The following is a 12,560-nucleotide window of genomic DNA, read 5'->3' as shown; positions in this document are numbered from 1 at the left end:
GTCGCCACATGCCGCTCAATCCCGCCCAATGGCAGAAGGCGCTGGCCGCGGACCAGCTGCGGCCGGTCTACCTGCTGGCGGGCGAAGAGCTGCTGGTGCTGGAGGCAGCCGACGCGCTGCGCGCCCAGGCGCGCAAACTCGGTTATGCCGAGCGCGAAGTGCTGGACGTCGGCAACCATTTCGACTGGGACGACCTGGCGCGCGCCGCCGCGGGCATGTCCCTGTTCGCCACGCGACGCCTGCTGGATCTGCGCCTGCCGACCGGCCGTCCCGGCACAGAGGGCGCCAAGGCAATCAACGAATTCTGCGCCAACCCGCCGCCGGACGTGACCCTGCTGATCACCGCCACCGAGTGGAGCAGCAAGCACGAAGGCGCGTGGACCAGGAACCTCGATGCCGCCGGCGCGTTGGTGGTCTTCAATGCGCCGCGTCCCAACGAATGGGCGGCATGGATCGGCGCGCGCCTGGCGTCACGCGGCCTGTCCGCCACGCCGGATGCCGCCGCCCTGCTGGCCGAGCGCGTGGAAGGCAACCTGCTCGCCGCCGCGCAGGAGATCGACAAGCTGGTCGTGCTGCATGGTCAGGGCAAGATCGACGCCCAGGAAATGGAGAATCTGGTCGCCGACAGCGCGCGCTACGATGCCTTCAAGCTCACCGACGCGGCTTTCGCCGGCGAAGGCGGCCGCGCGCTGCGCATCCTGCACGGGCTGCACGCCGAAGGCGATGAACTCATTGCGCTGATGGGCTGGCTGGTCAACCAGTTGCAGCTGGCGCTGCGTCTGGCCAATGCGCGTGACTTCGCCGCGCAGGCCCGCGCCGAGCGACTGTGGCCGGCGCGCGAACAACTTTTCCGCAAGGCACTGCGTCGTGCTCCGCGCGAGCACTGGTTGCAGTGCCTGGCGCGCGCCGCTCGCATTGACCGCATGGCGAAGGGCCGCGAGCAGGGAGATCCGTGGCTGGAGGCCGAGCGCCTGATTGCGGCGATCGCCGAGCCTCGCGCCGCACAGGCCTTGTCGTGATGCGTCCGCTCGCCATCTTCGGCGGGACCTTCGACCCGGTGCATCTGGGCCACCTCAGCGTGGCCTGGGAGGCGTCGGAGCTGCTGGACGCGGACGTGCGCCTGATGCCAGCCAGCGTGCCGCCGCATCGTCCCGCGCCCACGGCGAATGCCGCTCAACGCGTGGCCATGCTGCGCGCAGCGCTGCAGAAACAGGGCCGCCTCGCCGTGGATACGCGCGAGCTGGAACGCAGCGGGCCGTCCTACACCATCGATACGCTCAGCGAGCTGCGCGCCGAACAGGGCGACCGGCCTTTGGTGCTGCTGATCGGCGCCGACGCTTTCGCCGGATTGCCAAGCTGGCATCGCTGGCAAGCGCTGTTCGAGGTCGCGCATATCGGCGTGTTGAGCCGCCCGGGCGTGGAAGCGGAGCTGCCTGCTGCGTTGCTTGCCGAGATCGCCGCGCGTCGCGTGGACGACGCCGCCACGCTGCGAAGCCTGCCGGCGGGCAAGGTGATCGAACTGTCGGTGACGCCGCTGGAAATCTCCGCGACGCGCATCCGCGAACTGCTCGCCGAAGGGCGCGACCCGCGCTATCTGTTGCCGTGCGGATTGTTCGACGACCCTGCCGTGCTTGCTCCTTACCGCAACGCCTGAAAATTCCCTGGCGGTGTCCTCGCGAAGCGACGTCCTTGCCCGTCATCCCGGCGAACCCCAAAAAGGGGGCAAGTGCTGGGATCCAGTGTCTTTGCTCGCACAGGAAAGATGAGCCACTGGACTCCCGTCATCGCGGGAACGACGAGCTATACGTCGTGGTTCTTGCTCGTCATCCCAGTGAAGGCTGGGATCCAGTGACTTTGCTCACACAGGAAAGATGAGTCGCTGGACTCCCGCCCTCGCGAGAATGACGAACTCTTCGAAGTTCATGGCGGGCGCGCTCAGGATCGATGCGGCACAAAGCGCAGCGCCACTGAGTTCATGCAATAACGCAGTCCTGTCGGCGGCGGACCGTCGTCGAACACGTGGCCTAGGTGGCCATCGCAGCCGGCGCAACTTACCGTGACGCGTTCCCAGCCGAAGGTGGTGTCACGCCGCTCGATCACATTCCGCTTCGCAATCGGCTGCCAGAAGCTGGGCCAGCCGGTGCCGGAATCGAACTGGGTGGCTGCATCGAACAGCGCCGTATCGCAGGCAGGGCAACGATATAGCCCGGGTACCGGCGGCTTTTCGTGGGGCCCGCTGAAGGCCCGCTCGGTGCCTTCGCGGCGCATCACGTAGTAGGCGTCATCGGAGAGCCGCTGATGCCATTGGGCGTCGTTGAGCACCAGCTTGCGCACATGGCAGTTGCCGAGGCGGTGTCCGTCGTCGGCGAAGCAGACCAGCAGGACGTCGGCGCCCTGTGCCGGAGGCGTGGCCGCCATGGCCGCGCTTCCGGCAGCTCGCCGGAGCAGCCAGGGCAGGGTGATCCAGCCCACGGCGGCCAGCGTGCCGCCGGTCAGCGCCGCGCGCAGAAAGCGGCGACGCTCCAACCTCACAAGGTCCTGAGTGCGGGACATGACAGGCTCCTGCGCGCGTGGCGCGCGTATCAACCGAAGGTGAAGGCGTAGGCCTGCACACCGGGGTCGAGGAAGGTGATTTCGAAGGTGCGCTCGTCGCTGCCGTTGGCCTGGCGCACCAGCTGGTACAGGCGTTGCGCATCGACCGTGCCGTTGCCGTCGGCGTCGATGTCCGCGCCGTGGTCGGCGCCCGGCGCCTTGCCGTCGATGGTGACGCGGAAACGCACCGGCTTGCCGTCGCTGTCAGGACCCAGCACGAGGTGCAGGTCGCGTCCACGGAAGCGATACACGATGCGCCCGTTGGCCGCATCCAGTCGCGCATTCTCGTCGCGCACGGTCCAGCGGCCGTCGAAGGCCCACTGGTTGGCCATCAGCGTGGACGGCGCGCGATAGGTCCACGGATCATCGTGGGCGACATGGCCACCGGCGAAGTTTTCCGCGCGGGCATAGCCCACGTAGGTCTCCGGCGAGCGCGTGGGGTCGCCCGAGCCGGCCGCTTCGGCACCTTGGGCGCCCGGCCGCACGTAGCCGCCGGGCAGGTTTTTCTGGCCCGCCTCGGTGAGCAACTCGCGGATCACGTCCTCGCTCTGGTCGTACTCGCCTTCGCCGAAATGGTGATGACGGATGCGGCCCTGCGCGTCGATGAAGTAGTGCGCTGGCCAGTATTCGTTGCTGAAGCCTTTCCAGATCGCGTATTCGTTGTCGAGCGCCACTGGGTAATCGACGCCAAGATCCTTCACCGCCTTGATGACGTTCTGCGGCTCCTTCTCGAACGCAAACTCCGGCGCGTGCACGCCGATCACGACCAGGCCATGGTCCTTGTACTTGTCGGCCCAGCCTCGCACGTAGGGAAGCGAGCGGATGCAGTTGATGCAGGAGTAGGTCCAGAAATCCACCAGCACGACCTTGCCACGCAGCGCCTCTGCGCTGAGCGGCGCCGTGTTGAGCCATTGGGTTGCGCCGGCGAGCGAAGGCAGCTCACCTTCCACCGGCAACGGGGCGCCCGCCTGCACCGCAGGCTGCGGAGGAGGCGCCGGACGCACGGCGTTGATCAGCCTCTGTTCGATGCCGGCAGTGCTGGCCAGCGACACGCGGGTGAGCACGCCGGTGTCCAGACCGAGCGCGATCATCGCCACGCCGACCAGCACCAGTACGCCCAGCGCACGCCGCACCCATTCGCCTGCGCCGAGCGAGCGCTTCATCAGGGTGAACACGCGACCGCCGATGGCCAGCGCGAGGGCCAGCGAGGTGGCCGCGCCTGCGGCGTAGGTGAGCAGCAGCAAGGTGGTCTGCACGCTGGCGCCGTCGAGCGCGGCCCCGGTCAGCAGCAGGCCGAGGATCGGGCCGGCGCACGGCGCCCACAGCAGTCCGGTGGCCACGCCCAGTCCCGCAGCCGACCACACCGAGTCGCCGTCTGCGTCGCTGCGCTGGGAGAGCTTGTTGCCCAGCTTCACGAACGGCCGGCTGATCCATTCCGCCAGATGGGTGGGAAGCAGGGTGAGACCGAGGACGGCCAGCACCACCATCGCCACGATGCGCCCGTACTGGTTGGCGCGGATGGCCCAGCCACCGCCCACCGCGGCCAGCGTGGCGACCAGCGCGAAGGTCAGCGCCATGCCCAGCAGCATGGGCAGGCCGTTGCGCACGAACGGCCGGTCGGCCCGCGCAAACACGAAAGGCAGCACCGGCAGGATGCACGGGCTGAGGATGGTCAGCACACCGCCGAGATAGGCGAGGATCAACACGAGCATGGCGCAGCGTCCATTGGGAGTTCCACGGCTTATTCGGCGACGAGGCCTCGACGGTTACCTGCTACACGCTGGTAACGCTTGGCGCGTGGCAGGCGAATACCCGATAGACCCTTCGCATACCTTGCATCCATGCCACCCAGCTTGACCACCGCCGGCACGATGGTTCTAGATAGGGCTCTTCCTGCCTGGGCAAGGATCGACCCTGCCGTGACTGACGCCGACGCCCACGCCAGCGACTCGCCGGAACGGCGGCGCGCGGCATGGATGGCCGCCGCGCAGGCTGGCGACCGCGCGGCCTACGAACGCGTGCTGGCCGACTCGGTGTCGCAGATCCGCGCCGCCGCCCGCCGCCAGGGCGTGCCGCACGACCTGCTCGATGACGTGGTGCAGGAGACCCTGCTTACCGTCCATCGGGTGCGCCACACCTACGATCCGACGCGCTCCTACGATGCCTGGCTGGGCGCCATCGCCAGCCGGCGCGCGGTCGACGCCTTGCGCAGCCAGGGGCGGCGCGGGCGTCGCGAACTGCATGACGAGCACGCCTACGACTCCCACCCTGATGCCGACGACGCCACCGCGGCCACCGAGCGCGAGCAGGAGGCGCGGCGGTTGCGCGACGCCATCGAGGCCCTGCCGCCCGGACAGCGCGAAGCAGTCGAACAGTTGGGCCTGAAGGAGCGCTCGCTGGCCGAGGCCTCGGCGCTCACCGGGCGCCAGACTGGCGCGCTGAAGGTCAACCTGCACCGCGCCATGAAGGCGCTGCGTGCCCGTTTCCACGGAGATTCCTGAGCATCATGAGCGAGCCGCGACTCACCGAGTCACTGATCCAGTCGCTGGGCGGCCAGCTGACCCCGGTGCGGCGCCTGCCGCCGCCGTGGCTGCGCACGGCGGGCTGGCTGTTGGTGGTGGCGGCCATCGCGGCGCTGCTGCTGCACCACTATGGCGCGGAGCACATGATCCGGCGCTGGGCGGCCGAGCCGGATATTGCGGTGGCCGGTGCTGGCGCCGTCATCACCGCCGTTTGCGCGGCCTGGGCGGCGTTCTCGCTGGGGGTGCCGGGGCGACCGGCACGCTGGGCCTGGCTGCCGCTTCCCGGCCTGTTGCTGTGGGTAGGCGCCAGCGGGCTGGGCTGCCTGCGCGACTGGGTGTTGCCCGGGGCGGAAGTGGCCGGCGTGCACCAGTCCGTGGACTGTCTGGTATTCATCATCGGGCTGTCGATTCCCTTGTCGGGTTTGCTGATCTGGCTGCTGCGCCGCGCCTGCCCGCTGCGGCCGGTGCTGGCAGCGGTCATGATCGGCCTGGCGAGCGCCGCGGCATCGGCCGCCCTGCTGGAGATCTGCCACGGCTTTGCGGTGGCCGCGACCGACCTGCTGACCCATGCGGTCGCCGTCGCCCTCGTCGTTGCCGCCAACGCCCTGATGGGCGGTCGCCTGCTGCAACCCCACTGGACACAGGCGGATCGCACGGGCGCCTGAGGTCGCGATTCATGGTGATGCGGCGCAGCACGTGGCTGCCATGGAACCGGATGTCACCGACGTCCACAGGGGCGCGCCGAATTCCCGTGGATCAACTGCCCTGTGAAGCCAATTCGCCCGCCGTTTGCTGCAATGAGCGCCGCAGCAATCGGCCGGCGCCTCCGGCTGCCTGTCGATATTGATGCTGAACGACGATCCGGGCCTGTCGCAAATCGCCAACGTATGCGGGTATACGCTTGTATCGTTCCGGCGCGGATTCATGGGGGACGCGCCGCGGATGTGGATTCACGGACCAGGGATGGACCGTTCGCATCGGGCAGGACTGCAGATGCGGCGTGGCCGGGATCGGCATGTGCCGGTGCCGGATCGCCGGGGTTGTCCGGGAGGGGCGATCGCGGCTGTTCCATGGAAGTGCGGCTTGGCCGCACGGTTACCTAACCGCTCCAGGAGATATGTACCCATGAAAGTTTCCCGTTACGCCGTACTCGCCCTTGCGACCGCCGTCGTCTTTGGCCTGGCCATGTCACCGGTCATGGCGCAGAGCACGACCCCGACGCAATCGGCCCAGGACACCAGCAAGGACGCGATGAAGTCCAGCTCGGATGCGATGAAGTCCTCCAGCGATTCGATGAAGAGCGATGCCAGCGATGCCGCCAAGAGCAGCACGCATCAGAAAAAGCATCACAGCGGCGCCAAGAAGAGCAGCGAACCGGCCGCCGCCTCGACCGCCGGCCACTGATCCGCGATTGACCTACAGGGCCCTCTCCGTCGCTGGGGAGGGCCTTGTCACGGGCGTGGTGTAATACCGGAAGGTAGCCAAGCGGAGCACACGCCATGCCTTCCCGGTTCCTCGCGCGTCTGGGGGTTGCGCAGCCCCTCGTGCTCGCCCCGATGTCCGGGGCCTCGACGCCAGCCCTCGTGGCGGCGGTGTCCAACGCGGGCGGACTGGGTTCGCATGGCGTGGGCTACCTCGCGCCTCAGGCGATACTCGACGAAGCGGCGAAGATACGCGCGCTCACCGACCGTCCGTTTGCGCTGAACCTGTTCGTGTTGCCCGACGAATTCGAAGAGGACGAGGAGGCGATCGCGTTTGCGCGCGCCACGCTCGACGCGCTGATGGAGCGTGAAGGCCTGGCGGTGCGCACTAGCCGACCGGAGCGCTGGGCGCCGCGTTTTTCGGAACAGTTCGCTGCGTTGTGCGAGGCGCGTCCCGCGGCGGCCAGCTTCACGTTCAACTTGCTCACGGCAGCGCAGGTACGCGAGCTGAAACAGCGTGACATCGCGGTGATCGGCAGCGCGACCACGCTCGATGAAGTACGCGCATGGGCGGCGCTGGATGTGGACGCGATCAGCCTGCAGAGCGCCGAGGCCGGCGGCCATCGTGGCAGCTTCCTGCACCGTCCGGAGGAGGGCATGATCGGCCTGTTTGCGTTGTTGCGGCTGGCGGCCCGGGCTGTCACGCAACCGCTGATCGCAGGCGGCGGCATCATGGATGGGCGCGGCATGTTGGCCGCGGAGGTGCTGGGAGCGGACGTCGCCCAGCTCGGCACGGCCTTCCTGGCCTGCCCGGAATCGGCGGCGGCGCAAGCCTGGAAGGGCGATCTCAGTCGGGCGCAAGACAGCAGCATCACCACCATCCGCAGCTTCTCCGGGCGTGCGGCCCGCGGGCTGCGCAACACCTATGTCGAGGCGATGGCCGCGGTGGAATCGCGCTTGCCCGGTTATCCGGTGATGAACGCCCTGACCGCGCCGCTGCGTCGCGCGGCCGCGGCGGCGGGGCGGGGAGACCTGATCTCGGAGTGGAGCGGACAGGGCGTGGGCATGCTGCGGGCCATGCCGGCCGCGGCGCTGGTGGCAAGCTTGCTCGAGGAGTACGGCCAGGCGCGCCAGGGTCTCTCTTGACGAGGGTTTGAGATGCGGGCGTTATACTGCCCCCGCGCCATCCCGCGCATCGATTCGCATCGAGGCAACCGCACTTGAGTCAGACCTCCCCGCGCAGCACCAAATCCGCCACCACGGCGGTCGTTCGCAAGCATGTCATCGACGCGCTTGATGAACTGAAGGCCAAGGACATTCGTGAGATCGACGTCCGCGGCAAGACCTCCATCGCCGATCTGCTGGTCATCGCTTCCGGCACCTCCGCGCGCCACGTGAAATCCATCGCCGACGAAGTCGTCAAGTTCGCCAAGAAGGCGGGCGTGATGCCGCTCGGCGTGGAAGGCGAGCAGGAAGCCGAGTGGGTACTGGTGGACCTGGGTGACGTGATCGTCCACGTCATGCTCCCGCGCATCCGCGAGTTCTATGGCCTCGAAAGGCTGTGGACCGTGGGTGACCGCGAAATCGACGCCGAAGCCGTCAACGCGGGCTGATGCCCGTGGCCAGGCGTTCTGTTCCACGCGCTGTCCTTGACGCGCGCGTGGCTCCCCTTGCTGTCACCATTTTTCTGACTGATCCATGCGCGCACGCCTGATCGCCGTCGGTGAACGCATGCCCGCCTGGGTGGCTGAAGGCTTCGCCGAGTACCGCAAGCGGTTGTCGCATGAGCTGCCGCTGGAACTGGTCGAACTCAAGCCCGGCGTACGCGGCAAGGGGCGCGATGACGCGCGTGCGATCCAGGACGAAGGCGCCGCCATCCTGGCGGCCTTGCCGCGCGACATCCACGTGGTCGCGCTGGATGGTCGCGGCAAGACCTGGTCGAGCGAGGACCTCGCCGCACAGCTCGAGAAGTGGCGCATGTCTGGCCGTGACCTGGCCTTCCTGATCGGCGGGCCGGACGGCCACGCGCCGGACGTGTTGGCGCGCGCGGACCAGAGCTGGTCGCTGGGACCGTTGACCCTGCCGCACATGCTGGTGCGCCTGGTGCTCGCCGAGCAGCTCTATCGCGCCACCACGTTGCTGTCCGGGCATCCCTACCACCGCGCCTGAAGCTAGATAGCCTGTAGGGGCGCACGTTGTGCGCCAGCGCAGCGTCACCGTAGCGCACAGGTTTCCTTCCGCGTCGACCGCGCACGGGGTGCGCTTCAGCATGTTGAGTGCGTGGTCGCGAGTCCGGCGAAAAGTGGTCATGTCGTCGCGCCAACCCGCTGCCGCATACTGCGTTCACCGTTCTGCCCAACCAAAGGATTTGAACATGTCCGTCGCGGTGCGCCTTGCCTGCATCCATGATCTTGATCTCGTCGCGCCACTGTTCGATGCCTACCGGCAGTTCTATCAGCAGCCCGCGGACCTGGCGTTGGCGCAACACTTTCTGCGCGAACGCTTCCAGCATCATGAGTCGGTGGTGTTGGTGGCGACGGATGCGGAAGGCGAGGGCATCGGCTTTGTGCAGCTTTACCCGTTGTTCTCTTCCGTGCGGGCCGCGCGCACCTATCTGCTCAATGATCTCTTTGTCGCACCGAAGGCGCGTCGGCAGGGTGTGGCTGCGGCATTGATGCACGAGGCGGCGGACCATGTGCGGGCACTGGGCGCAGTGCGCATGGCGCTGACCACGGCGCACACGAACGAGGCTGCGCAACGGCTTTACGAGTCGCTCGGCTGGCGGCGTGACGAGCAATTTCGCGAATACACCCTCACGCTGTAGGGCAAACCAGCCACTCGACCATCGTCTAGCTTGGCAAAGGTTTGACGTCACCCCGCGCTAACATGTTCCGATTGCAGCGCAGGAGACTTCAATCGTGGACAAGCGCATCCGCCATGCGGGGCTGGCCAGCAAGGTCATGACGGCGGCGAAGGCCGCGGAGCTGATTGATCCCGGCATGACGATCGGCATGAGTGGCTTCACCGGCGCGGGTTATCCCAAGGCGGTGCCGCAGGCGCTTGCTGCGCGCATGGTCGCCGCGCATGAACACGGCAAGCCCTTCCGCGTGCGAGTCCTCACCGGGGCCTCCACCGCGCCGGAACTCGATGGCGCCCTGGCGCGGGCCGACGGCATCGATCTGCGCTTGCCGTACCAGTCCGATCCGGAGCTGCGCGCGCGCATCAATCGCGGCGAAATGGATTACCTGGACATCCACCTGAGCCACGTCGCGCAGTACGCGTGGTTCGGCTTTTTCGGCAAACTCGACCTGGCCATCGTCGAAGCCACCGCGATCATGCCCGACGGCAGCCTGCTGCCGTCCTCGTCGGTCGGCAACAACAAGACCTGGCTGGATCTTGCGGACAAGGTGATCGTCGAGGTCAACCACTGGCAGCCGCTCGAAATGGACGGCATGCACGATATCTATTACGGCACCGCGCTGCCGCCGCATCGCAAGCCCATTCCTCTGCTGAAGCCCGACGACCGCATCGGCGAACCGTACCTGCGCCTCGATCCGAACAAGGTCATCGCGGTGGTGGAGACCAACGCGCCTGACCGCAACAGCGCCTTCGCGCCGCCGGATGAATCCTCCAAGCAGATCGCCTCGCACCTGATCGACTTCTTCCGCCACGAGATCGCCAAGGGTCGCCTGAGTCCGCAACTGCTGCCGCTGCAGTCTGGCGTGGGCAATATCGCCAATGCGGTACTGGGCGGCCTGCGTGACGGCGGCTTCAGTGGCCTGACGGCTTTCACCGAAGTCATCCAGGACGGCATGCTCGACCTGCTGGCCAACGACGTGCTGAGCGTGGCCTCGGCCACCTCGTTCTCGCTGAGCCCGGCCGGCATCGAGCGCTTCCTGGGCGACATCGATTTCTTCCGCAAGCGCATCATCCTGCGCACGCAGGAGATTTCGAACCACCCGGAGCTGGTGCGTCGCCTTGGCTGCATCGCCATGAACGGCATGGTGGAGGCCGATCTCTACGGCAACATCAACTCCACCCATGTCGCGGGCACCAGCATCATCAACGGCATCGGCGGCTCCGGTGATTTCGCCCGCAATGGCTTCATTTCGTGCTTCCTCACGCCGAGCACGGCCAAGAACGGCGCCGTCTCGTGCATCGTGCCGATGGTGAGCCATGTCGATCATACCGAGCACGACGTGGCGGTGGTGGTGACCGAGCAAGGCCTTGCGGATCTGCGCGGCCTGTCGCCACGCCAGCGCGCCAAGGTCATCATCGAGAATTGCGCGCACCCGATCTATCGTCCCTTGTTGCAGGACTATTACGATCGGGCCCTGCACGGCAGCCGTGGCAAGCACACGCCGCACCTGCTGAACGAGGCCTTGTCCTGGCACCAGCGTTTCCTCGAGACCGGCGATATGCGACCGTAGGCATCCTGGATGCCTCACCGGATGGGTTCATGCTGTACCTCGCCTCCCAGTCGCCGCGCCGACGCCAGTTGCTAGAGCAGATCGGCGTGACGTTCAAGGTGATTGACGTCAACGTGCCGGAGCATCGCGCGCACGCCGAATCGCCGCGCGAATACGTCAGCCGCGTGGCGCGTGAGAAGGCGCTGGCGGGGCTTGCCGCGCAGAGTGATCCGAAAGCCGCCGTGCTGGGCGCCGACACCGAGGTCGTGCTGGACGATGAGGTGTTCGGCAAGCCCAGCGATGCCGCTGACGCCGCGGCGATGCTGCGCCGCCTGTCAGGGCGCGTGCACGAGGTGATTTCCACGGTGTGGCTGGTCAGCCGCAAGGGCGAGTGGACCGACACCAGTCTGTCGCGCGTGCGCATGGCGGATCTGGACGATGCGACGATCGCCGCCTACATCGCCACCGGCGAGCCGTTCGGCAAGGCGGGCTCGTACGCGATCCAGGGTCACGGCGCCAGGCTGGTGGCGCATCTGGATGGCAGTCACTCCGGCGTGGTGGGGTTGCCGGTGTTCGAGACGGCGCGGCTGTTGCGCGCGCATGGGTTGATCGGCGCCTGATTCATCGCCGTCTCGAAGGGGCGGCAGGGTGTGCGCCCGCCCGCGAACTTCAGACGCCGCCGCCGGGCGTCATCACGAACCACGACACTACGGCCAGCAAGTTGTTCATGCCGTGGGCCAGCACGGCTGGCCAGATCGAGCCCGATTGCACGCGCAACCAGCCCAGCACCAGGCCGAGCAGGGCGAGGTTGGGCAACGCGTACCAGAGGAAGGACAGGTCCGGCAGATGCACGACGGCGAACAGGAGCGCCGTCAGCACGATGGCCCAGGCGTTGCCGACGTGGCGGCTGACCGCCGACAGCAGCACGCCGCGGAACAACAGCTCCTCCACCAGCGGGCCCAGGCTCACCACGATCAGCGCAAGCGGCAACCGCAGCAGCACGGGGATGTTGGCGCCCAGTTGCTTGATGTCCTGGCTCACCTCGTGTCCGCGTGCCAGCCACTCGGTCAGCATGCCGCCGACGATCGGCATCAGCGCCCCGAGCGCCAGCCCGACCATCACCATCACCAGCGGACGAGGACGCGTGAATCCAAAACCCGGCAGCGTGCTGAGCTCCCACAGGGTGGGCCACCATCGCCGCGTAAGGTGCACGATCCACGTCGCCGCAATCAGCAGGGTCGCGATCACCGCGATGGCGCTTACGTCGGAGTGACCCAACCAGGCGTGTCCCTCACGGACCACATCGCCGATTCCACCACCGTGTCGCAGGACCGCCAGCAGGCCGACCAGCAGGCTGATCACTCCGCCGACGGCCAGTTGCAGCAGGAAGTACAGCGCGATCAGGCCGAAGGCATGGCCCAGGCCTGGCGCGGCCACTGAAGGCGCGGCCAACGATGGTGAAACACGGGCGGCTTGCGGTTGGTTCGCATCCATCGAAAGGTCCTGCAGGAGCGCGTGTCTGCGTTGTTGCGCCAGCGCGCAACGCGCTTGCGGTCTGGCATCGACACGCTAGCCCTTGCCGCCGAGCAGGCGCAATCCTGTCCTTTGGCACGGTG

At 67.4% G+C, this 12,560-nt stretch carries 14 protein-coding genes; 11 read left to right on the top strand and 3 right to left on the bottom strand.

What is annotated here, in order from left to right:
* Positions 1 to 8: 8 nt before the first annotated feature.
* Both holA and nadD read left to right on the top strand, forming a co-directional pair.
* The gene (gene holA / locus DVT68_RS04245) at positions 9 to 1,019 is read left to right on the top strand and encodes a DNA polymerase III subunit delta (RefSeq protein ID WP_114823773.1); all 1,011 of its coding nucleotides are present in this window, start codon (positions 9 to 11) and stop codon (positions 1,017 to 1,019) included.
* Positions 1,019 to 1,654 (top strand): nicotinate-nucleotide adenylyltransferase, encoded by a 636-nt coding sequence (gene nadD, locus DVT68_RS04240; RefSeq protein WP_114823772.1) that lies wholly within the window; start codon positions 1,019 to 1,021, stop codon positions 1,652 to 1,654. Before holA ends, nadD begins: the two co-directional genes overlap by 1 nt.
* A gap of 281 nt (positions 1,655 to 1,935) precedes the next feature.
* Here the strand turns inward: nadD and msrB are convergent, their stop codons facing one another.
* On the bottom strand, positions 1,936 to 2,553 hold the full coding sequence (gene msrB / locus DVT68_RS04235) for a peptide-methionine (R)-S-oxide reductase MsrB (protein ID WP_114823771.1): 618 nt from the start codon (positions 2,551 to 2,553) through the stop codon (positions 1,936 to 1,938).
* Between the two features lie 29 nt (positions 2,554 to 2,582).
* Positions 2,583 to 4,304: a cytochrome c biogenesis protein DipZ gene (locus DVT68_RS04230; protein ID WP_114823770.1), complete on the bottom strand. Its 1,722-nt coding sequence runs from the start codon at positions 4,302 to 4,304 to the stop codon at positions 2,583 to 2,585.
* Between the two features lie 264 nt (positions 4,305 to 4,568).
* On the opposite strand from DVT68_RS04230, the gene DVT68_RS04225 reads away from it, so the two are divergent.
* The 9 genes from DVT68_RS04225 (at position 4,569) to DVT68_RS04185 (ending at position 11,564) form a co-directional block, all read left to right on the top strand.
* On the top strand, positions 4,569 to 5,093 hold the full coding sequence (locus DVT68_RS04225; RefSeq protein WP_114824379.1) for an RNA polymerase sigma factor: 525 nt from the start codon (positions 4,569 to 4,571) through the stop codon (positions 5,091 to 5,093).
* Positions 5,094 to 5,098: 5 nt separating this feature from the next.
* Positions 5,099 to 5,779: an NrsF family protein gene (locus tag DVT68_RS04220; RefSeq protein WP_114823769.1), complete on the top strand. Its 681-nt coding sequence runs from the start codon at positions 5,099 to 5,101 to the stop codon at positions 5,777 to 5,779.
* Between the two features lie 460 nt (positions 5,780 to 6,239).
* Positions 6,240 to 6,518 (top strand): hypothetical protein, encoded by a 279-nt coding sequence (locus DVT68_RS04215; protein WP_114823768.1) that lies wholly within the window; start codon positions 6,240 to 6,242, stop codon positions 6,516 to 6,518.
* Positions 6,519 to 6,613: 95 nt separating this feature from the next.
* On the top strand, positions 6,614 to 7,681 hold the full coding sequence (locus DVT68_RS04210; protein WP_114823767.1) for an NAD(P)H-dependent flavin oxidoreductase: 1,068 nt from the start codon (positions 6,614 to 6,616) through the stop codon (positions 7,679 to 7,681).
* 74 nt (positions 7,682 to 7,755) lie between these two features.
* A complete protein-coding gene (gene rsfS / locus DVT68_RS04205) occupies positions 7,756 to 8,148 on the top strand; it encodes a ribosome silencing factor (protein WP_114823766.1) in 393 nt (130 codons plus the stop codon).
* A gap of 85 nt (positions 8,149 to 8,233) precedes the next feature.
* Positions 8,234 to 8,704, top strand: coding sequence for a 23S rRNA (pseudouridine(1915)-N(3))-methyltransferase RlmH (gene rlmH, locus DVT68_RS04200; RefSeq protein ID WP_114823765.1), 471 nt, complete (start codon positions 8,234 to 8,236; stop codon positions 8,702 to 8,704).
* Between the two features lie 205 nt (positions 8,705 to 8,909).
* Positions 8,910 to 9,359, top strand: coding sequence for a GNAT family N-acetyltransferase (locus DVT68_RS04195; RefSeq protein ID WP_114823764.1), 450 nt, complete (start codon positions 8,910 to 8,912; stop codon positions 9,357 to 9,359).
* A 94-nt stretch (positions 9,360 to 9,453) separates the two neighbouring features.
* On the top strand, positions 9,454 to 10,965 hold the full coding sequence (gene scpC, locus DVT68_RS04190; protein WP_114823763.1) for a succinyl-CoA:acetate CoA-transferase ScpC: 1,512 nt from the start codon (positions 9,454 to 9,456) through the stop codon (positions 10,963 to 10,965).
* A gap of 29 nt (positions 10,966 to 10,994) precedes the next feature.
* On the top strand, positions 10,995 to 11,564 hold the full coding sequence (locus DVT68_RS04185) for a Maf family protein (protein ID WP_114823762.1): 570 nt from the start codon (positions 10,995 to 10,997) through the stop codon (positions 11,562 to 11,564).
* 49 nt (positions 11,565 to 11,613) lie between these two features.
* Here DVT68_RS04185 and DVT68_RS04180 read toward each other — a convergent pair whose 3' ends face one another.
* A complete protein-coding gene (locus tag DVT68_RS04180) occupies positions 11,614 to 12,438 on the bottom strand; it encodes a CPBP family intramembrane glutamic endopeptidase (protein ID WP_114823761.1) in 825 nt (274 codons plus the stop codon).
* Between the last annotated feature and the right edge of the window lie 122 nt (positions 12,439 to 12,560).

Source organism: Dyella solisilvae, from assembly GCF_003351225.1.
GTDB classification, from domain to species: Bacteria; Pseudomonadota; Gammaproteobacteria; order Xanthomonadales; family Rhodanobacteraceae; genus Dyella; species Dyella solisilvae.
Note: the sequence above shows the minus strand (reverse complement) of the source record. Positions and strands in the feature narration are given on the sequence as shown.

Excerpts from the sequence above, each read along its gene's own strand:
- DVT68_RS04195 (WP_114823764.1), top strand. The coding sequence starts at position 8,910 with ATGTCCGTCGCGGTGCGCCTTGCCTGCATCCATGATCTTGATCTCGTC.
- DVT68_RS04220 (WP_114823769.1), top strand. The coding sequence starts at position 5,099 with ATGAGCGAGCCGCGACTCACCGAGTCACTGATCCAGTCGCTGGGCGGC.
- DVT68_RS04230 (WP_114823770.1), bottom strand. The coding sequence starts at position 4,304 with ATGCTCGTGTTGATCCTCGCCTATCTCGGCGGTGTGCTGACCATCCTC.
- DVT68_RS04185 (WP_114823762.1), top strand. The coding sequence starts at position 10,995 with ATGCTGTACCTCGCCTCCCAGTCGCCGCGCCGACGCCAGTTGCTAGAG.
- nadD (WP_114823772.1), top strand. The coding sequence starts at position 1,019 with ATGCGTCCGCTCGCCATCTTCGGCGGGACCTTCGACCCGGTGCATCTG.
- DVT68_RS04180 (WP_114823761.1), bottom strand. The coding sequence starts at position 12,438 with ATGGATGCGAACCAACCGCAAGCCGCCCGTGTTTCACCATCGTTGGCC.
- rlmH (WP_114823765.1), top strand. The coding sequence starts at position 8,234 with ATGCGCGCACGCCTGATCGCCGTCGGTGAACGCATGCCCGCCTGGGTG.
- DVT68_RS04225 (WP_114824379.1), top strand. The coding sequence starts at position 4,569 with ATGGCCGCCGCGCAGGCTGGCGACCGCGCGGCCTACGAACGCGTGCTG.
- DVT68_RS04210 (WP_114823767.1), top strand. The coding sequence starts at position 6,614 with ATGCCTTCCCGGTTCCTCGCGCGTCTGGGGGTTGCGCAGCCCCTCGTG.
- DVT68_RS04215 (WP_114823768.1), top strand. The coding sequence starts at position 6,240 with ATGAAAGTTTCCCGTTACGCCGTACTCGCCCTTGCGACCGCCGTCGTC.
- msrB (WP_114823771.1), bottom strand. The coding sequence starts at position 2,553 with ATGTCCCGCACTCAGGACCTTGTGAGGTTGGAGCGTCGCCGCTTTCTG.
- holA (WP_114823773.1), top strand. The coding sequence starts at position 9 with ATGCCGCTCAATCCCGCCCAATGGCAGAAGGCGCTGGCCGCGGACCAG.